This window comes from Bacillus sp. N3378-2at (genome assembly GCF_033412715.1).
GTDB lineage: Bacteria > Bacillota > Bacilli > Bacillales > Bacillaceae > Bacillus > Bacillus subtilis.
Window position 1 is genome coordinate 1,913,698 of the sequence record NZ_CP117986.1, and the last position, 19,272, is coordinate 1,932,969.

General features: G+C 45.5%; 19 protein-coding genes. 8 read left to right on the forward strand and 11 right to left on the reverse strand.

Translation table 11 applies throughout. The features are described from left to right. Window positions 1–45 precede the first annotated feature (45 nt). The gene (gene corA / locus PUN35_RS10505) at window positions 46–1,005 is read left to right on the forward strand and encodes a magnesium/cobalt transporter CorA (RefSeq protein ID WP_014479175.1); all 960 of its coding nucleotides are present in this window, start codon (window positions 46–48) and stop codon (window positions 1,003–1,005) included. 98 nt (window positions 1,006–1,103) lie between these two features. Continuing rightward, window positions 1,104–1,964, forward strand: coding sequence for an NAD(P)-dependent oxidoreductase (locus PUN35_RS10510; protein WP_014479174.1), 861 nt, complete (start codon window positions 1,104–1,106; stop codon window positions 1,962–1,964). Between the two features lie 36 nt (window positions 1,965–2,000). Here the strand turns inward: PUN35_RS10510 and pdaA are convergent, their stop codons facing one another. Then, on the reverse strand, window positions 2,001–2,792 hold the full coding sequence (gene pdaA / locus PUN35_RS10515) for a delta-lactam-biosynthetic de-N-acetylase (RefSeq protein ID WP_014479173.1): 792 nt from the start codon (window positions 2,790–2,792) through the stop codon (window positions 2,001–2,003). 100 nt (window positions 2,793–2,892) lie between these two features. After that, on the reverse strand, window positions 2,893–3,078 hold the full coding sequence (locus PUN35_RS10520) for an SE1561 family protein (RefSeq protein ID WP_003223132.1): 186 nt from the start codon (window positions 3,076–3,078) through the stop codon (window positions 2,893–2,895). A 144-nt stretch (window positions 3,079–3,222) separates the two neighbouring features. On the opposite strand from PUN35_RS10520, the gene yfkAB reads away from it, so the two are divergent. Then, window positions 3,223–4,344: a radical SAM/CxCxxxxC motif protein YfkAB gene (gene yfkAB / locus PUN35_RS10525; protein WP_003233655.1), complete on the forward strand. Its 1,122-nt coding sequence runs from the start codon at window positions 3,223–3,225 to the stop codon at window positions 4,342–4,344. Then, window positions 4,345–5,187, forward strand: a complete 843-nt coding sequence (gene mscC, locus PUN35_RS10530; protein ID WP_010886444.1) for a mechanosensitive ion channel protein MscC — start codon at window positions 4,345–4,347, stop codon at window positions 5,185–5,187. A gap of 38 nt (window positions 5,188–5,225) precedes the next feature. Here mscC and PUN35_RS10535 read toward each other — a convergent pair whose 3' ends face one another. Together PUN35_RS10535 and cax are read right to left on the reverse strand one after the other, a co-directional pair. Beyond that, the gene (locus tag PUN35_RS10535) at window positions 5,226–6,020 is read right to left on the reverse strand and encodes a YfkD famly protein (RefSeq protein WP_003233657.1); all 795 of its coding nucleotides are present in this window, start codon (window positions 6,018–6,020) and stop codon (window positions 5,226–5,228) included. 70 nt (window positions 6,021–6,090) lie between these two features. After that, window positions 6,091–7,146: a calcium/proton exchanger gene (gene cax, locus PUN35_RS10540; protein WP_003233658.1), complete on the reverse strand. Its 1,056-nt coding sequence runs from the start codon at window positions 7,144–7,146 to the stop codon at window positions 6,091–6,093. Between the two features lie 167 nt (window positions 7,147–7,313). Here cax and PUN35_RS10545 point away from each other — a divergent pair, with 167 nt between their 5' ends. Beyond that, a complete protein-coding gene (locus PUN35_RS10545) occupies window positions 7,314–8,489 on the forward strand; it encodes an MFS transporter (protein ID WP_003243008.1) in 1,176 nt (391 codons plus the stop codon). A 23-nt stretch (window positions 8,490–8,512) separates the two neighbouring features. On the opposite strand, the gene PUN35_RS10550 is transcribed toward PUN35_RS10545, so the two are convergent. The 4 genes from PUN35_RS10550 to yfkJ are packed head-to-tail and all read right to left on the reverse strand — an operon-like array spanning window position 8,513 to window position 10,346. Continuing rightward, window positions 8,513–8,635, reverse strand: coding sequence for a hypothetical protein (locus tag PUN35_RS10550; RefSeq protein ID WP_014479171.1), 123 nt, complete (start codon window positions 8,633–8,635; stop codon window positions 8,513–8,515). Between the two features lie 51 nt (window positions 8,636–8,686). Further along, a complete protein-coding gene (locus PUN35_RS10555) occupies window positions 8,687–9,514 on the reverse strand; it encodes a YihY family inner membrane protein (RefSeq protein ID WP_014479170.1) in 828 nt (275 codons plus the stop codon). A gap of 23 nt (window positions 9,515–9,537) precedes the next feature. Further along, a complete protein-coding gene (locus PUN35_RS10560) occupies window positions 9,538–9,858 on the reverse strand; it encodes a hypothetical protein (protein WP_003233665.1) in 321 nt (106 codons plus the stop codon). A gap of 17 nt (window positions 9,859–9,875) precedes the next feature. Further along, complete coding sequence (gene yfkJ, locus PUN35_RS10565; RefSeq protein WP_014479169.1) at window positions 9,876–10,346, reverse strand: protein-tyrosine-phosphatase; 471 nt, start codon at window positions 10,344–10,346, stop codon at window positions 9,876–9,878. Between the two features lie 202 nt (window positions 10,347–10,548). Here yfkJ and PUN35_RS10570 point away from each other — a divergent pair, with 202 nt between their 5' ends. Then, entirely contained in the window at window positions 10,549–10,764 is a 216-nt protein-coding gene (locus PUN35_RS10570; protein WP_010330293.1) for a DUF1128 domain-containing protein, read from the forward strand. Between the two features lie 109 nt (window positions 10,765–10,873). After that, window positions 10,874–12,064 (forward strand): MFS transporter, encoded by a 1,191-nt coding sequence (locus tag PUN35_RS10575; RefSeq protein ID WP_014479167.1) that lies wholly within the window; start codon window positions 10,874–10,876, stop codon window positions 12,062–12,064. Between the two features lie 65 nt (window positions 12,065–12,129). Here the strand turns inward: PUN35_RS10575 and PUN35_RS10580 are convergent. Both PUN35_RS10580 and yfkM read right to left on the reverse strand, forming a co-directional pair. Then, window positions 12,130–13,280 (reverse strand): IS3 family transposase gene (locus tag PUN35_RS10580; RefSeq protein WP_087614160.1). Its coding sequence is split into 2 segments (ribosomal slippage): window positions 12,130–13,007 and window positions 13,007–13,280, totalling 1,152 coding nucleotides; the frame shifts between segments, so codons are not numbered across the junction. A gap of 113 nt (window positions 13,281–13,393) precedes the next feature. After that, window positions 13,394–13,912 carry a general stress protein 18 gene (gene yfkM, locus PUN35_RS10585; RefSeq protein WP_014479166.1) on the reverse strand — a complete coding sequence of 173 codons (519 nt, stop codon included), beginning with the start codon at window positions 13,910–13,912 and terminating at the stop codon, window positions 13,394–13,396. Between the two features lie 242 nt (window positions 13,913–14,154). Between yfkM and PUN35_RS10590 the strand changes: the two genes are divergently transcribed. Further along, window positions 14,155–18,543: a multifunctional 2',3'-cyclic-nucleotide 2'-phosphodiesterase/3'-nucleotidase/5'-nucleotidase gene (locus PUN35_RS10590; protein ID WP_072592514.1), complete on the forward strand. Its 4,389-nt coding sequence runs from the start codon at window positions 14,155–14,157 to the stop codon at window positions 18,541–18,543. Between the two features lie 36 nt (window positions 18,544–18,579). On the opposite strand, the gene PUN35_RS10595 is transcribed toward PUN35_RS10590, so the two are convergent. Next, complete coding sequence (locus PUN35_RS10595; RefSeq protein WP_014476144.1) at window positions 18,580–19,245, reverse strand: NAD(P)H-dependent oxidoreductase; 666 nt, start codon at window positions 19,243–19,245, stop codon at window positions 18,580–18,582. Window positions 19,246–19,272: the final 27 nt, after the last annotated feature.

The window sequence follows — 19,272 nt, forward strand, 5'->3', positions numbered from 1 at the left end:
TTCTCATAAAGACCGCATGATATAATGGCAGGTGGAGGGTTGTTTATGATCAACATTACCGCAATCACAACAGAGCATCAGCTGCTGAAAAATATACCGATCGAACGAGTGGAACAGCCTGATATTGCATGGTACTGGGTTGATTTTTACGGCCCGGAGGATACGGAAACGGCGTTATTGAGAGATTTTTTTCATTTTCACCCGCTTGCCATTGAGGATTGCTTCCAGCACATGCAGCGGCCGAAGCTTGACCATTATGACGGCTATCGTTTTTACGTGATTCATGCGCTGAATAAGGAAACACTTGAGACGGAGGAAGTCGATATCTTTCAAGGCGAAAAATTTGTCGTCACCTTTCATTTACACGAAACGCCAGGTATCGCTAAAGTCCGGGAGCGTTTGTATGCTTCACCGGATATATTGAAAAAAGGGCCCGGGCATATTTCTTATATGATCATGGATCAGCTTGTTGATGAATATTTTCCTCTCGTGTATAAAATCGAAGACCGGCTGAATGAAATTGAAGAAAGCCGTCCCCACAAAACGTATGGAATGCTGATGAACGAGGTGTTTGATCTCAGAACAGACCTATTGCATTTAAGACGGACGATTATCCCGATGCGTGATTTGCTCTACCGGATTTTAAGCCTTGACCATGTGAAAGAGCAGCGGGAGACGAAAGCCTATTTCAGCGACATATATGATCATTTGTTAAAGTTGTCTGAAATTGTGGAATCCAACCGTGACATGACGTCCGACTTGCGTGACAGCTACGTGACGCTAAACTCAAACCGGATGAATGCGATTATGATGACACTGACGATCGTATCAACCATTTTCATCCCGCTCACCTTTATTACCGGTGTATACGGTATGAACTTCGACTTTATGCCGGAGCTGCATTGGAAATACGGATATTTCGCTGTACTTGGCCTGATGGCTGCGCTTGTGATTGGAATGCTGATTTGGTTTAGATATAAAGGATGGTTCAATATTTTTAAATGAGGACAGCGAGCAGCTGTTCTTTTTTGTTGTAAGCCGATCGCTATGCATATTCTGTTCATATTGTTTATAATGGAAAAAATATTCAGGGAGTGATCAGATTGAAAATTGCTGTCATCGGACTCGGCAATATGGGACAGCCCATTGCCCGAAATGTTCTTCAAGCAGGCTACGAATTGACTGTCTATAACCGGACGAAACAAAAGACAGAAGAACTTGTCACAGAAGGCGCACAGGCAGCTGATACGCCGCGGCTGGCGGCAAAGTCCGCTGATATTGTCATCACAATGCTTGCAGATGATGATTCTGTCAGCACCGTGACATTCGGAGAAGACGGGCTGCTTGAAGGATTAGCAGAGAACGGCATTCACATCTCGATGAGCACAATCAGTGTTGAGTTCTCAGAAAAGCTCGCAGCGGCTCATGCAGAGAAAGGACAATTTTTTCTCGCCGCTCCTGTCCTTGGCAGACCGGATGCCGCAGCCAAAGCCGCGCTCCGTATCATAACAGCCGGACCGGCGGAAGCAAAGCAAGCTGCCAAGCCTCTGCTCGACAGCCTGAGCCAGCAGGTATTTGACGTCGGCGAAGAAAGCAAGACGGCAAATGCAGCCAAAATCAGCATCAATTTCTTGCTCGTGTCCATGCTGGAGGCGTTATCTGAATCCTTCTTAATGATGGAGAAATACGGCTTAGAACAAAAACAATTTTTAGAAATCGCCAGCGCGCTCTTTGGTTCTCCAGTCTATCAAAATTACGGAACCATTATGGCCGAGCAGAAATTTGAGCCGGCCGGCTTCAAAATGTCTTTAGGGCTGAAGGATACCAACCTGGCACTCGCCGCCGCAAAACGGGTTTCTGCAAATCTTCCTCTTGCCGAGCTGGCCAAGAGCCATTTTGAAAACGGGATTGAGAAAGGCTTCGGGGATCTGGACTGGGCCGCACTGATTAAATGTATAAAATAAAGAAAAGCCTCTCCATTTCAGGAGAGGCTCTTCTCATTACAAGGACGGCATCTTCATTTCTTTCTCAAACATCAGATCATCAATGCTTTTAAAAGTGTAGCCCTGTTTTTTCAGATCTGTAATCGCATCATCCAGTGCTTCAGCATTGTCCCTTGATACGGTGTGCAGCAGGTAAATGGCTCCCGGGTGCGCCTGCTTAATCATATGATCGTAGGCATATTTCTTCCCCTTTTGGTTGTTGATTTTCCAATCAACAAAAGCGACCGACCAGAAAACGGTTTGATAGCCGAGGCGTTTCGTTTCTTTCAGTACGTACTCACTGAACACGCCACGCGGCGGACGCAAGTACAGATTGTCCTGCTTTCCCGTAATTTTATAAACCTCTTCGTTGACTGAATCTAGTTCATCCTGAATCTGATCAGCTGTTTTTGTCGTTAAATCCGGATGGTGAAAGGAATGGTTGCCGATAATATGGCCCTCATCTGACATTCGTTTGATCAGCTGAGGCTGGTCCTTTACGAAATGCCCGGTGACAAAAAACGTTCCTGTTACGCGATGTTTTTTTAAGACATCAAGCACTTTTGGCGTATAGCCATTTTCATATCCGTTATCAAACGTTAAGTAAATCGTTTTTTCCTTTGTATTCCCTAAATAAAACGCGTCATATTTTTCAATTAAACTGTTCAGCTGCTTCCCGGCATCTGGCGGCTGATGATTGACACTTCGTTTAAAGCCCCAATTAATCGGCTCATTCGGCACCGCTTCCGCCTGTGCTGCACCTCCGGCAAGCAATACGGCGGCGCAGCATATTGAACACATCCACTTCATGGCCAGCGCTCCTTCTGCATTTTTTCTTATTTTACAGATAGGGGCTTTGTTTTATACTGTTGCTTTATGCCAATAAAAAAACCGCGGCGGGCGCGCGGTTTTATTCCCAATCTTTTTTAAAACGTTCGTATTTGGCTTCCAGGTCATCAAGCATGCTGATAAGCCTGTCTATATCTTCAACGTCGGTTGCTTCAGGGTCTAATGAATCGATGACGTTCATAAACATGTCAAGTCTGTTCTTTAAATAATCAATCTGCTGATCTTTATTGTTTACGGCATTCCCCATTCTGTTCCTCCAATCATTTTTTATTATGGTAGCTCATTTTTTGCCGTTTTTCAATCGCCGCGCTACTTGCGATCTTGGCAAATCAGGTCTAAAATTAACTGTTGGCAGCGTTAGTATGCCCATTTATAAAGGAGTTAGATAGTCATGACACAAAACACGAAGCTGCGTCCGATTACGCCCGAGTTTGACCCTTGGGAAGCCTATATGGATGTTGACCAATACGGAGACATGCAGCTGACAAACGTTGAATTCACAACAACGACACTGTGCAATATGAGATGCGAGCATTGTGCTGTAGGCTATACATTGCAGCCTAAAGACCCGAATGCTCTGCCAATAGATCTTCTGTTAAAACGGCTGGAGGAAATCCCGCGCCTCAGATCCATCAGCATCACAGGCGGAGAGCCGATGCTTTCGTTGAAATCAGTAAAAGAATATGTTGTTCCTTTATTGAAATATGCCCATGAACGGGGTGTGCGGACACAAATTAATTCAAATCTGACCCTCGACATCGAGCGGTACGAATGGATCATTCCGTATCTCGATGTGCTACATATTTCTCATAACTGGGGTACAGTTGAAGATTTTGCTGAAATCGGCTTTGCCATGATGGACAGAAAACCGACCTTCGAACAGCGCGCGCGCTATTTTGAAAAAATGATCGAAAACAGCCGCACGCTCGTGGATGCCGGAGTAATGGTATCTGCGGAAACGATGCTGAACAAACGAACACTTCCGCATATTGAGCATATTCACCGCCAAATCACAGAAGATATGAAATGTCAGCGTCACGAGGTCCACCCAATGTATCCAAGCGATTTCGCAAGCGCTCTTGAATCCCTCAGCCTGAAAGAGATGAGACAGGCCATTCACCGCTTGCTGGATATTCGTGATGAAAATACGTGGATGCTGTTCGGAACGCTGCCGTTTTATGCCTGCAGTCCGGACGAAGACGACCAAAAGCTGCTTCGCCGGCTTCGCGCGGCGAAAAACGTCACAGTGCGAAATGACCCTGACGGCCGGTCCCGCCTGAATGTGAACATTTTCGACGGAAACATTATCGTGACCGATTTCGGTGATACCCCGCCGCTTGGCAACATTCAGACGGACAGCCTCCCTTCCGCCTATGAAAAGTGGAGAGAGACCAAGCTTGCGAAAGAACTAAGTTGCCACTGCCCGAATGTCCGGTGCCTCGGACCGAATGTTCTTGTCAAAAACAGTTATTATCAGGATACAGACTTCACAAAACGTCAAGCCAGGAGTTAGATGCGGATGAAAGAAACACTTACGGAGATTTTTCAAAATAAAATCGTCGATATTCTCCTCGTTGCCGTTATCCTTTGGATCGGTGTCTTTATCATCAACCGGCTGGTACAGCTATTTTTTAAACGGACGGATTTTATTGAAGAAAAAAAGGAAAAAACGATTGAAAGCCTTGTCCGTTCTGTCACCCAGTATACGGCGACAATTGGTTTTATCTTTTACGTTATTTCTTTATTTGTGCATGATTTCGGCAAGATATTGGCCGGGGCGGGCGTAGCAGGTATCGTGATCGGTTTTGGCGCCCAATCGCTGATCAAAGATGTGCTGGCTGGTGTGTTCTTAATATATGAACGCCAGCTGCACAAAGGCGATTATGTCACCGTCAACAACTTGTTCAACGGGACAGTGGAGGAAATCGGCCTCCGCTCGCTGCAAATCCGGGAATGGAGCGGGAAGCTGCTCACCATCAGCAACGGCGAGGTCAGACAAATAGAGAACTATAATATTGATTTTATGCGGATTACCGAATCCTTTCTTATCAGCTTTAAAGAAGATCCGGACCGCGTGTACAGCGTGTTGGAAGAGGCATGTGACATGCTGAATGAAGAGCTTCGTGATTCATTGAAGCGGGATGAATTCGGCAATCCGACAGAACCGTTTCAAATCCACGGCATCACCGCATTGAATAAAATCAATCGCGGCGTCGAATTTACGGTTAAAGGCATGGTGAAAGATGATGATTATTTCAGTGCCAGCCTTGCAGTCAGACGGGTTCTCGTTCGCCAGCTCTACCAAAACAATGTGCAAATGCTTGAGGAAGCGGTCCGAATCGAGAGAACCCAATAAACAAAAAAACTGATTCCGAGTTGGAATCAGTTTTTTATTTATCTTGGCAGTGAGGAAAGCTGAAAACCAAACGTGACATGATCTTGAACTGGAATCCACGCGCCGATTCCCTGTGACGTGACATTTTTCACGACGAGTTTTCGTTTATTTCCTTTCAGCACTAAGTACACTTCTCCGTAAGTCACTTTTCCTTTTTCATTCACAGCCGGTGCATATGCATGTAAATAACCGATTTTTTTAGGAGCGACTTTATAAATCTGATCCCGTTTTGTGCCAGCCCCAATGACCGTCTCAAATGCAAGCGGAAGGTTCGTTTTCTTCATTGCTTTTTGCATCATCATGCTTTTGACATCTTCAGCATTTGGAACTTTAGCTGTCAGGCCGCCCTTCACTCTGTACTGCTGTTCCTGGGCATAATGCATTTCAGCCGTTTCTTTCCCGCCGCGGTTATCCGCACGGTTTGTATTGATTTTTTTATACTCCCAGTTTGCGACTGTTTCATTTGATTCATAGCCGAGCGCCCATTTCCCGAGAAATATTGTCGCCCGGTACCCTACTGCAAGCGGTGTGCCGGATATGTTGGATTCATTCAGCATTTTGATGAGATGCGGATTTTCAATCTTCACCTCAGAATGATCGAGCAATTCCTTTGCCAGCTTGCTCGGCTGAAGCATTGGCTGATCCTGCGAAGCATTCGGATACGTGTTTTCCTTTGAAATGCTTGCGACAGAATTAGGAACCTTAAACTGCTTTTTCGCGTGGATGGGCTGAACGCCGAAAAAACTAAAGAATAACAACACGATAAGTGTGGAATGAAATAGCTTTTTCATCATATCACTCTTTCTATGGCATTTTCCCTTAGTCTTTTCATCCCGCTTTGTTGTTATCCATCATTTTTTCAGGTTAAAGAAGGAAAAAGCCGATCGCCATAATGACATATGCAGCAAGCAGTGTCGCCCCTTCAAACCAGTTGGAATCCCCGTCATTCGAAATCGCGATCATCAAGAGAACCGCTGATACCATCGCGACGAGCTCAGGCAATGTAAATACAAGCGGCATGCTTGTCGGAAAAAAGATAGAACAGATGACGAGAACCGGTGCGACAAACATAGCGATCTGCAGCGTAGAGCCGACTGCAATTTCAACCGCAATGTCCATTTTATTTTTGAAGGCCATAATAATCGCTGACGCGTGCTCCGCCGCATTTCCTACAATCGCCACGATGATGACCCCGATAAACAGCTCGCTCCACCCGAACTGTTCAGCAACCGAGTGAAAGGTATGGACCAGGTTTTCGGATATGTATGCAACCACAATCGTTGCCGCAAACAAGACAATCGTCGCAACCTTCCCTGACCATTCCGGCTCTTCCTCTTCTTCAGACTGAGCGGCATTATTCGGCTGATAAACGCCCCGATGCGTGACAAGTTTAAAGTACAGCGCCGCCACATACAACAGAATCATAATGATGCTGATGCCGATGCTTAAATTGAGCTTGCTGGCGTTTCCCATACCAACAGAGAATACCTCCGGAATCACAAAGGCGACAATGATGGCAAAAATCAGAAGCCCGGAGTTATGGCGGGCATCATGGATATTAAATTCCTGCCGCTTATATTTTAAACCGCCGACAAAAAACGATAGGCCCGCTACCAGCAACAGGTTCCCCAGCACTGAACCGGTTAAAGAGGCAAGCACGATTCCTGTCAGGCCTTCTTTTAATGCAAAAAGGGAAATAATCAGCTCCACCGCATTCCCGAAGGTGGCATTCAACAAACCGCCGATACGCGGTCCTGCAATGATGGACAGTGATTCTGTCGCCCTCCCCATATAGCTTGCAAGCGCGATAATCGTCACGCAATAAACTGCAAATAGAACCGCGGAAGGCCAATGCATCAAACTGCCAATCACAGAAAGCGGAACACCGGCCGCCACTAAAATAAAAAAGATACGATTCATGGTGAAATAGCTCCTTTTTTATGACTTGTTTTATTTTTATTCTTCACAAAAACCTTCATGATTACACGAGGGCAAATGTATAGCGTGATATAGGCTTTTTTCAGGTTGCCTGTTTTTGGAAAACATTGTACGATCAACATAGATTCCACATAAGGAGAACTGACACGATGTCACGATTTCATTTCTTTATCCTTGTCTTGCTCGTATCCATTTCCGGGTTTTCACAAGGCATGCTGCTGCCTGTCATTTCAATCATTTTTGAAACAAATGGAGAATCCGCTGCTATCAACGGCCTGCACGCGACCGGGCTGTATATCGGTGTGCTTTTGGCTTCGCCGTTTATGGAAGCGCCGCTCAGAAAGCTCGGGTTCAAGCCGCTGATCGTCATGGGCGGAAGCATTGTCATTTTAAGCTTATTCGGATTTATTTGGCTTCAGTCAGTTTGGGTCTGGTTCCTGCTTCGCCTGTTCATTGGAATCGGCGACCACATGCTTCACTTTTCTACGCAAACGTGGGTGACCTCCATGTCATCAAAACAAAATCGCGGAAGAAACCTGTCTATTTACGGGCTTTCCTTTGGCCTTGGCTTTGCCGCAGGCCCGTTCATGGTGCCGCTTGTCAAGCTGAGTCCGTCGCTTCCTTTTATCGTGTCCGGCTGCATCAGTCTGTTTGCGTGGCTTTTTGTTTTCTTTCTACAAAATGCATACCCGGAAACCAGTCCTCATGAAACCAAATCAGACAATAGTTTCAGGCGATTTTATCAGGCCATGCTGTTTGGGTGGGTTGCCTTTATGCCTACATTTGGCTATGGCTTTTTGGAAACGGCGCTGAACGGAAGCTTTCCGGTGTACGCGCTCCGTTTGGGGATATCAGTAGACGCAGTAGCGATCATCCTTCCCGCATTTGCGATTGGAAGCATTATTTTTCAGTTTCCGCTCGGCATCCTCAGCGATAAATACGGCAGGCGGAATGTGCTGCTGGTGATTTTACTGACTGGGGCTCTTTGCTTTTTCATCGCCGGTGTATTTCCTTCGCCTTACGTGATCGGCGGCTGCTTTTTTATTGCGGGAATGGCAGTCGGATCAACCTTTACACTTGGCATCAGCTATATGACAGATCTTCTTCCGCCTCATCTCCTGCCGGCGGGAAACCTGCTTTGCGGCATTACATTCAGTCTCGGCAGCATCCTCGGTCCGGTTGCCGGCGGCTGGTATATGCAGACATTTGAAAGCGCAAACTTGTTCTACTTCATTACTCTCACGCTTAGCGCTGTGTGGCTGGCCCTTGTGCTGGGCAAACCGAAAAGCTGGTCACCGGCTGAAACCTATTCTTCATCTTCTTAATCAAAAAGCCTCCCGACATCATGTCAGGAGGCTTTTATGCTAATGGTAGCCGTTTTGTCCGTTGGCGCTTCCGCTTGTTTTATGGCTCGATTTGCTTTCGAATTTTGTTTGTTATGGCTTCCGCCTTTTTTCGTATGCTTGGTCATCACGATATCCCCCCGACTTCTTTTTGAACCGAAGTTCGTTTATAGGGTGCGCTAATGGTAGGGATTTTCATCAGGAAGCTTTTTACGTTTATGTAAAAGAGCGTTGATTTCTCCGCCTAGGATAATTAAAATGCCGCTCAAGTAAAACCAAATCATCAGAACGATGATTCCCCCGATGCTCCCGTAAGTGGCGCTATAGTTCGCAAACGTGCTGACGTAAAATGAAAACAATGTGCTGACAACGATCCAGCCGATGGTCGCAAAGACCGCACCCGGCATGACAAACCGGAGAGACAGCTTTTTGTTCGGCGCAATCACATACAGCGCGGAAAAAACAATCAAAAGCACAAGCGGGCTGACACCCCAGCGAATGGCGGCCCAGACGGATAAAAACAGATCCGACGCGCCGACAAAGTCAGAAGCGAGCCTTCCAATCTCCCGGCCAAATACCGGCAGAAGCAAAGCCACTAAAATCGTAAATACCATGGCAATCGTCAAAAAAATCGAGGTTAAACGAACAATGATAAAAGAGCGGTTTTCTTCCACATCATACGCGTGGTTCAGCGACCGGACGATCGCGTTCATTCCATTAGACGCAGACCATAATGCGGCGATAATCCCGAATGACAGCAAACCGCCATTTCGATTATTTAAGGTTTGATGGGTAATGGATTCAACGAGAGACATCGCACTGGCGGGAGCATATTGTTCTATGACTCCTAAAACATCATCGGTAGAAAGCGGAAGATACGCGGTGAGCGTCAGCATAAAAATCAAAAACGGAAACAGTGACAATAGAAAAAAGTACGCCAGCTCCGCTGATTTACTTTGTCCTTCATGAAGGGTGTATCTGCTGAAAAGCTCTTTCAAAAAACTCATGTCGTCTCACCTCGCATGTTTGATCATTTTTTTGAAAAATGCTCTTTCGTTTCTTGCACGAGTTCCATCACTTGCGGCGTTGTTTTCTTCAGCTCTTTCACCTGCTGGTTCACAAAGTCGACTTCCTTTGAAAGCGTTTGGGCGAGCTTTTTGGCCTCATCCACTTTTGTGATAACAGTGTTTTTTAACAGCTCCGGATTGCTTTTATACAGTGAAAGTTTATGCTTGCATGTCAGCCATCTCATGCCGCACGCCTGTCTTGTCGGCTTATGGAGCAGTGATAACGCCGCGCCTGCCGCAGCTCCGAGAAATATCCCTTTCAGCATTAAACGTTCGTTGTTCATGCAAATTCTCCTTTCACTCACAATTGTTTTTCTTTTTGAATAGACGCAAGCAGATGCTCACAGCCCGATTTGATTAATTGGCAGACTTCTTCAAAATTCCCTGTGTAGTAAGGATCGGGAACGTCAGCCAGATCTGAATCTTCAACATAGTCCAAGAGCCTTTTGATATGCGAGGTGTTTTTAAAACCCGCCATGCTTCTGAGACTTCCGATATTTTCTGCATCCATTGCAATGATGTAATCAAAATCGTCCAGATCCTGTTCGCTGACTTGACGCGCCAGCATGCCATCAAAGCTGATTCCTTCTCTGCGCAATATCTCCTGCGTTCCCTCATGCGGGGGGTTGCCGATGTGCCAGCCGCCAATACCGGCTGAGTCCGCCTTGATTTTCCCCTCTAATCCTTTTTTGGCTGCCAGGTCCCGAAAAATCGCTTCCGCCATCGGAGACCGGCAAATGTTACCTAAACAAACAAATAACACGCTTATCATGATGTGCAACCTCCCTATTCTTTGCCCCTATTTCTCTAAAAAGAAACCTTCATGAATATCTTAGTAGGATGTTCATTTCCTTTTCAACTGATGTCTTCACTTTTTTGGAATTAAAAGCCTGCTTTTAGAATAGGGTTTTTTTCTGATGGAATTCTGTTAGAATAAAACATACCTATATTGCGCATAGAAAGGATGGAACCATTTGTCCAGCCCAAATACAGAAACATTAACTCAAATGATTGAAGAGATTTCCCAAAAGCTGAACATGCTGAACGTCGGCGTAATCAAAGCGGAGGATTTCAGTGATGAGAAGATTGAAGACCTCACGTACCTTCACAGCATGGTGATGAAAAAAGAATCATTCAGCCCAAGTGAAATGCAGGCGATTGCTCAAGAATTAGCCTCGCTTCGTAAATAATGGAGACTGGCCGGAAACTCGGCGAGTCTTTTTTATCATTTCCCCAAACCAATTTTCCTTAGAACAGTAAACAGCAAAGTGTTCGAATAAGATTTGAAGGAGTACAAGCATGCAAACGACATCTATCAAAACAGCATCCGGAATGTATATCAACTACTTCTTTCTGGGGATGGTCAACATCATTCTCGCATCCAATATGTCTTCATTAACAAAACAGTGGAATACCGATCCGACCGGCATCAGTTATGTCATTGCCGCTATCGGGTTTGGCAAACTGCTGACATACGGCATTTCCGGCGTTCTATCAGATAAAATCGGCAGAAAGCCGCTTGTTGTCGCTTCTGCGGGAATTATGGCCGTCTTTTTAGTCGGTATTCCTTTATCACCGAGCTATGAGCTGGCGTTTGTGTTCGCCTTATTAGCCGGAGTCGCAAATTCAGCGATGGATGCCGGAACATATCCGGCCCTAACCGAGCTCTTTCCGTCTGCTTCCGGTTCGGCGAATGTCTTGGTCAAAGCCTTTATGTCTGTCGGGGCCGCACTTTTGCCGCTTTTGATCACATTTTTAGCAGACCACAGCATGTTTTACGGATTTGCTTTTTATCTGCCGGCAGCGGTCTATCTCCTGAATATTATTTATTTATCAACGCTTTCGTTTCCTAAAAAACATAAGAAACCAACTAATAGCGGCCAACAGGAATCTCCCGTTTTCTTGTCTGAACCCGTTTTTCAGAAAGAAGGCACCGCACTGATTATCATCGGTTTTACATCCACGGCTTTATTTACGGTTTCTCAAATCTGGCTCCCGAGCTACGCGCAAAAAGCAGCCGGTTTAGCTGAATCAGCATCTGTACAACTGCTGAGCTATTATAGTATAGGATCTCTGGCATCTGTTTTATTATTAGCCGTTTTGCTGAACAGATGGGTCAAACCTGTCTTCATAACGCTCTTATATCCTATTATTACTTTATGTACGCTCGCAGTCATGCTGACCGTTCACATCCCAGTTGTGCTGGACATCACTGCCTTTTTCTTAGGCTTTTCAACTGCGGGTGTGTTTCAAATTACCATTACGTTAATGACAGAGCTTTTCTGGAAGCGAAAAGGAACCGTTACCGGAATTGTAGCGACCGCTTCAAGTCTTGCATCGATTCTGCTGCCGATTGCAACAGGGCTTATCGCAAAAGCGGGGGGCATCGCTCATATTTTCATATTCGACTTCGCCATTGCGGTTATCGGAACGGCTGCAGCTGCTTTCTTGTATTACAGGTACAAGAAACTGACAGGTGCTCAAGCCTAAGCAACAAAAAAACGGACGCCCAAGGGGACTGACCCCCGTTTTTGAGACAGGGATCAAAACACCTTTTAAACAGCCAATTGCCGATAATTTATCGGTGATTGGTTGTTTAGTTTCGTTTGAATACGAATATTGTTATAATAATGAATGTATTCTATGACAGTGCGTTCTACGATGGCGGTCGTGGTTCGATCAATGCTGTTAAGATAGAACGTTTCAGACTTTAGTGAGGAATGAAACGATTCGATGGAGGCATTATCAGCGGGTGTCCCTTTGCGGGACATGCTCATGGTAATGCCTTTTGTTTTAACAGCTTTCTGATACTCGTAAGATGTATACACAGATCCTTGGTCACTATGTAACACGCAGTTCTCAGGCAGTGTTGGCAGTTGATCAAGTGTGTGTAAGACAAAGTCTGTGTCCTGCTTATCTCCAATCGTAAAAGCAATCACTTCTCCATTATATACATCCAATATACTGGAAAGGTACAATTGTTTCTGTCCATAAGGCAAATACGTGATGTCTGTTACTAGTTTTTCAAGAGGATGATCAGACTGAAAGTTCCTATCTAATATATTGTCGACCACGGCATATGGCTGCCCATTCTTCTTGCGCTTTTTCACCTTAACCCGGCACTGCCACTGATTTTTCTGCATAATACGCTGAACCGTTTTATGGTTAATACACATTCTCTTTTTTAATATAGCTGTGATTTTTCGATATCCATATCGATACTGGTGCTCTCGGCACAACGTGCCGATTTGTTTTTCTAAATGGCGCTTGGGATGATCTTTCTTCAGATTCTTCTTCCAACGATAATAAGACGAGCGAGAGATACCTAAATGAATACAGATATCCTGCACGGTCATTGTGCTGTGCAATTCTTCTACAAGTTCGACTGACGTTTGGCTATCAACTTCCTTTCCAATTCGTTGTACTTTTTTAACACTTCATTCTGTTGTCTCAGATATCGATTCTCTGCCTGCAGTTTCTCTAATTCGGAAGAATACTCCGGACCTTTTCCATAAGTGTATTGCTTACCAACAGGCTGTTCAAATCGATGTGTATCACCAGCCTTATACCATCTGACCCATGTCTTAATCTGCGTATTATTTTTGATATTCAACTCCTGCATGATCTCTTTCATAGGTACGCCTGCCAATCTCATTTCTACAGCCTTCTGTTTCACTTCAACCGGATAACTCACTCTTGTCCCCATAGAAAAAACACCTCCAAGTCTAATTTCGGATAACAATCATCCGTATTCAAACTTGAAGGTGTTTTTATTTGTCTCATCTTATGGGGTCAGTCCCCAAGAGCGTCCGTTTTTTCTTATTTCTCAAGCAATGCCAATGACTCGCGGTTAAATGCCGGTATATCTTCCGGTGTGCGGCTAGTGACCAATTGATCCTGGCAAACAACCACTTCCTTGTCCACAACGTCGGCACCGGCGTTTTCCATGTCAACACGAATGGACGTATAGCCCGTCGCTTTTCGGCCGTCGAGCGCTTTCGCATTGATTAAAAGCTGCGGGCCGTGGCAAATGGCGAATACCGGTTTTTTGTCAGTCATAAACGCTTTTGTAAATTGGACGAAACGATCGTCAGCGCGAAGCTGGTCTGGTGAAAATCCTCCGGGAATCAAAAGCGCATCAAAGTCTGAAGGGTTTACGTCGTCAATGGACGCGTCAACCGTCACTTCCGCTTTTCCCTGCTTGCCTTTTACTGTTTTTCCTTTTTCTTTTTCGATGACAGTCAGTTCATGTCCCGCTTCTTTAAAGGCTTTCGCAGGCTCAGTGTACTCGCTGTCCTCAAAATAATCTGTTAAAACAACTGCAATTTTTTTCCCCATGATTCATAACCTCCCGCTTTATATGTCTACATAAAACACTCTACCCCAGCCACACTAAAATAAACATTCCGCGATTGTGACAAACGTTAAGCATAAATACCCAGTATTTGTCGCTTGATACTGATACATAATACTCATTTTTCTCCCTTTTACAATAATCATAAAGAAACACCTACAAATAGTTACAAAATATTCTTACAATAGGAGCTGTAACACAAATTTCGTTGAAAGGTGGAGAACTGGTGAGAATACAGAAAAGACGAACACACGTCGAAAACATTCTCCGTATTCTTTTGCCCCCAATTATGATACTTAGCCTAATCCTCCCAACACCACCCATTCATGCAGAAGAAAGTGCGGCTCCTCAGGTGCATCTGAGTATTTTGGCTACGACTGATATTCATGCCAACATGATGGATTACGATTACTACAGCGACAAAGAAACGGCGGATTTCGGTCTGGCGAGAACAGCGCAATTGATCCAAAAGCACCGCGAGCAAAACCCTAACACCCTGCTTGTGGATAACGGCGACTTGATTCAAGGGAATCCGCTGGGTGAATACGCGGTGAAATATCAAAAAGACGACATTATCTCCGGCACGAAAACCCATCCGATTATCAGCGTCATGAATGCGCTGAAATACGACGCCGGAACGCTTGGCAATCATGAATTCAACTACGGGCTCGACTTTCTCGACGGCACAATCAAAGGAGCCGATTTCCCGATTGTAAATGCCAACGTCAAAACAACTAGCGGTAAAAACCGTTATACGCCGTATGTGATTAATGAAAAAAACCTCATTGATGAAAACGGTAATGAGCAGAAAGTAAAAGTCGGTTACATAGGCTTTGTCCCGCCGCAAATCATGACATGGGACAAAAAGAATCTCGAGGGGCAGGTTCAGGTGCAGGATATCGTAGAGTCCGCCAATGAAACGATCCCGAAAATGAAGGCGGAAGGCGCAGATGTCATTATTGCCCTCGCCCACACCGGCATTGAAAAGCAGTCACAATCATCAGGTGCAGAAAACGCCGTGTTTGACCTTGCCACTAAAACGAAAGGCATTGACGCGATTATCTCGGGCCATCAGCACGGACTCTTTCCTTCCGCGGAGTATGCGGGTGTTGCTCAATTCGACGTGGAAAAGGGAACAATTAACGGCATTCCTGTCGTCATGCCAAGCAGCTGGGGTAAATATTTAGGCGTGATTGACCTCAAGCTTGAAAAGGCGGACGGCTCATGGAAGGTAGCAGATTCCAAAGGAAGTATTGAATCTATTGCTGGCAACGTCACATCAAGAAACGAGACCGTTACAAACACCATTCAGCAAACACACCAAAACACACTGGAGTATGTCCGAAAGCCAGTCGGCAAAACCGAAGCAGATATTAACAGCTTCTTTGCACAGGTCAAAGATGATCCTTCCATTCAGATCGTGACTGACGCGCAAAAATGGTATGCCGAAAAAGAAATGAAGGATACCGAGTACAAGGACCTGCCGATTTTATCCGCTGGAGCACCATTTAAAGCAGGCGGCAGAAACGGAGCCAATTACTATACAAACATTCCAGCCGGAGATCTTGCGATTAAAAATGTCGGTGACTTGTATCTTTACGATAATACTGTTCAAATCGTCAAACTGACAGGCAGCGAAGTCAAGGACTGGCTGGAGATGTCAGCAGGCCAATTCAATCAAATTGATCCAGCCAAAGGCGGCGATCAGGCCTTGCTGAACGAGAATTTCCGCTCCTATAATTTTGACGTGATTGACGGTGTCACATATCAGGTCGATGTGACAAAACCGGCTAAATACAATGAGAACGGAAAAGTGATCAATGCGGATTCATCCCGGATCATCAACCTTTCCTATGAAGGCAAGCCGATCAGCCCAAGCCAGGAATTTCTCGTGGTCACCAATAACTATCGTGCGTCAGGAGGCGGCGGGTTCCCTCATCTGACGAGTGATAAAATTGTCCACGGCTCTGCGGTTGAAAACAGGCAGGTGCTGATGGATTACATTATTGAACAAAAAACAGTCAATCCAAAGGCAGACAACAACTGGTCAATCGCGCCTGTTTCCGGCACGAATCTGACGTTTGAATCCTCGCTTTTGGCCAAGCCATTTGCCGATAAAGCAGACGACGTCGCTTATGTAGGCAAGTCTGCGAATGAAGGCTATGGTGTGTATAAGCTGCAATTCGATGATGATTCAAATCCAGATCCTCCTAAAGACGGACTGTGGGACCTGACCGTCATGCACACCAATGATACGCACGCACATCTCGATGATGCAGCAAGACGAATGACGAAAATCAACGAAGTACGCAGCGAAACAAATCACAACATTCTCCTTGATGCGGGAGATGTATTTTCCGGCGACCTGTATTTTACAAAATGGAACGGTTTAGCTGATCTGAAAATGATGAACATGATGGGCTATGACGCCATGACCTTCGGAAACCATGAATTTGATAAAGGCCCGGCAGTGCTTTCTGATTTTCTCAGCGGAAACAGCACAACCGTCGATCCGGCCAACCGCTACCGCTTTGAAGCGCCTGAATTTCCGGTCGTCAGCGCAAACGTGGATGTGTCAAATGAGCCTAAGCTGTCATCCTATGTCAAAAAGCCGCAAACCTTTAGGGCGGGTGAAAAGAAGGCGCCCGGCATCCACCCTTACATTCTGTTAGACGTTGACGGTGAGAAAGTCGCCGTATTCGGACTGACAACGGAAGATACAGCCACCACATCGAGCCCGGGCAAAAGCATCGTCTTTCATGATGCGTTTGAAACCGCACAAAACACAGTCAAAACGATACAGGAAGATGAAAAAGTAAATAAAATTATCGCTTTGACCCATATCGGTCATAACCGTGACCTTGAGCTGGCGAAAAAAGTAAAAGGCATTGACCTGATCATCGGCGGACACACCCACACCCTCGTAGATAAAATGGAAGTCGTAAACAATGAAGAGCCGACGATCGTGGCGCAGGCAAAAGAATACGGTCAATTCTTGGGGCGCGTTGATGTCGCGTTTGATGAAAATGGCGTTGTGCAAACAGACAAATCAAATCTGAGCGTGCTGCCAATTGATGAGCATACAGAAGAAAATGCAGAAGCCAAACAAGAGCTCGATCAGTTCAAAAGTGAATTAGAAGACGTGAAAAATGAAAAAGTCGGCTATACGGATGTGGCGCTTGACGGCCAGCGTGAGCATGTGCGCACGAAGGAAACAAATCTCGGAAACTTCATTGCGGACGGTATGCTGGCAAAAGCGAAAGAAGCAGCCGGTGCCAGAATAGCGATAACAAATGGCGGCGGCATCAGAGCCGGCATTGACAAAGGCGATATTACACTCGGCGAGGTGCTGAACGTGATGCCGTTCGGCAATACGCTTTACGTGGCCGACTTAACCGGAAAACAAATTAAAGAAGCCCTTGAACAAGGCTTAAGCAATGTGGAAAACGGAGGCGGCGCTTTCCCTCAGGTGGCCGGAATTGAATATACCTTTACATTAAACAACGAACCTGGACACCGTGTGTTAGAAGTGAAAATTGAATTGCCTAACGGAGACAAAGTTGATCTACATACGGATGATACCTACCGCGTGGCAACGAATAATTTTGTCGGTGCCGGAGGAGACGGATATTCTGTCTTTACTGAAGCGTCCCATGGTGAAGACCTTGGCTACGTTGATTATGAAATTTTCACCGAACAGCTGAAAAAACTAGGAAACAAGGTCTCTCCTAAAATTGAAGGACGCATCAAGGAAGTATTCCTGCCGACTAAGCAGAAAGACGGCAGCTGGACACTTGATGAAGACAAATTTGCGATTTACGCTAAAAATGCCAACACGCCTTTTGTCTATTATGGAACACATGAAGGCTCTCAAGAGAAGCCTATCAATCTTAAAGTGAAAAAAGACCAGATCAAACTATTGAAAGAAAGAAAATCAGATTCTTCATTGACGGTGTTCAACTACTGGTACAGCATGAAACTGCCAATGGCGAACCTCAAAACCACGGATACCTCAATCGGAATTACGTCAACGGGAGAATTTGATGTCTCACTTGCAGATGTGTATGACTTTACAGTGAGGCAAAAAGGAAAAGAAATAAAATCATTCAAAGAGCCCGTTCAGCTTTCGCTTCGCATGTTTGACATTGAAGAAGCTCATAATCCGGCCATTTACCATGTCGATCGGAAAAAGAAAGCTTTCACAAAGACAGAAAACGGATCGGTGGAAGATGATATCGTTACAGGTTACACAAACCACTTCAGCGAATACACGATTTTAAATTCCGGTTCCAACAACAAACCGCCGGCATTTCCGTCCGATCAGCCGACAGGCGGTGATGACGGCAGCAATGGAGGAGGCTCTGACAAACCGGGCGGAAAACAGCCGACTGACGGAAACGGAGGAAATCATACACCTCCCGGCACTGATCCGACAAACGGCTCTGGAGGAAACGGATCAAGCGGATCAGGCACTGACGGCCCGGCTGGCGGCTTGCTTCCGGACACAGCCACATCCATGTACTCCATCCTTTTGGCTGGATTTCTGATCAGTGCACTCGGAACGGCATTGTACTTGTATCAAAGAAGAAAACAGAGTAAAGCAAATCAAGCATAAAAAAGAGCTGCTCGCTAAGCGAGCAGCTTTCTTTATTTACACCCATTTCACAACATCTTCAACAGCAGATCTTGTTTTCGGACGAGGGTCTCTCACACGGTAGCCGAATGCCACCATCACAGAAATATCAAAGCTTCCGTTTTCCAGAAGGCCTTCTTCTTCAAGAATACGGTGAATGTGATCGTACTGGAAGCCTTCGATCGGGCAGGAATCAACACCGATTTGCGCAGCGGCAGTCATCATGTTGCCAAGCGCGATATAGGTTTGTTTTGATGCCCAGTCAAACAATGTTCTGTCACTTTCAAGCAAATGCAAATCGTTTTTCTGGAATTCTTCTGTTTTGCTTAAATAGCCTTCGTACACGTCTTGAGGCATTTGTTTTACTTCTTTTAAATGACGTTTGATGTAGTCCGCATTATATTTGATATCCTTCGCTGTACGCGCAAGAATCAGGACGAAATGGCTTGCGGTCGGCAGCTGCTTTTGCGCGCCCCATGTGTATTCACGAAGCTTCTCGCGGAACTCCGGATTTTGGACGACGACAAATTTCCAAGGCTCAAGGCCGAGTGAGCTCGGAGACAGTCTTCCTGTTTCTAAAATAAATTCAAAATCGCTGTCTGACACTTTTTTATTCGGGTCAAATTCCTTAGTCGCATGCCTGAAATTGTATGCATCCAGAATTTGTTTCTTTAGATCTGCCATGTAAAACACCTCTCCTTTAGGTTACTC

Bases quoted from the DNA above. Each gene is read 5' to 3' on its own strand.
- PUN35_RS10555 (WP_014479170.1), bottom strand. From the start codon at position 9,514: ATGAGTTTTTTGAAAGAGCTTTTCAGCAGATACACCCTTCATGAAGGA.
- yfkAB (WP_003233655.1), top strand. From the start codon at position 3,223: ATGACACAAAACACGAAGCTGCGTCCGATTACGCCCGAGTTTGACCCT.
- PUN35_RS10535 (WP_003233657.1), bottom strand. From the start codon at position 6,020: ATGATGAAAAAGCTATTTCATTCCACACTTATCGTGTTGTTATTCTTT.
- corA (WP_014479175.1), top strand. From the start codon at position 46: ATGATCAACATTACCGCAATCACAACAGAGCATCAGCTGCTGAAAAAT.
- PUN35_RS10575 (WP_014479167.1), top strand. From the start codon at position 10,874: ATGCAAACGACATCTATCAAAACAGCATCCGGAATGTATATCAACTAC.
- PUN35_RS10550 (WP_014479171.1), bottom strand. From the start codon at position 8,635: ATGACCAAGCATACGAAAAAAGGCGGAAGCCATAACAAACAAAATTCG.
- mscC (WP_010886444.1), top strand. From the start codon at position 4,345: ATGCGGATGAAAGAAACACTTACGGAGATTTTTCAAAATAAAATCGTC.
- PUN35_RS10545 (WP_003243008.1), top strand. From the start codon at position 7,314: ATGTCACGATTTCATTTCTTTATCCTTGTCTTGCTCGTATCCATTTCC.
- PUN35_RS10520 (WP_003223132.1), bottom strand. From the start codon at position 3,078: ATGGGGAATGCCGTAAACAATAAAGATCAGCAGATTGATTATTTAAAG.
- pdaA (WP_014479173.1), bottom strand. From the start codon at position 2,792: ATGAAGTGGATGTGTTCAATATGCTGCGCCGCCGTATTGCTTGCCGGA.
- PUN35_RS10560 (WP_003233665.1), bottom strand. From the start codon at position 9,858: ATGAACAACGAACGTTTAATGCTGAAAGGGATATTTCTCGGAGCTGCG.
- PUN35_RS10595 (WP_014476144.1), bottom strand. From the start codon at position 19,245: ATGGCAGATCTAAAGAAACAAATTCTGGATGCATACAATTTCAGGCAT.
- cax (WP_003233658.1), bottom strand. From the start codon at position 7,146: ATGAATCGTATCTTTTTTATTTTAGTGGCGGCCGGTGTTCCGCTTTCT.
- yfkJ (WP_014479169.1), bottom strand. From the start codon at position 10,346: ATGATAAGCGTGTTATTTGTTTGTTTAGGTAACATTTGCCGGTCTCCG.
- yfkM (WP_014479166.1), bottom strand. From the start codon at position 13,912: ATGGGGAAAAAAATTGCAGTTGTTTTAACAGATTATTTTGAGGACAGC.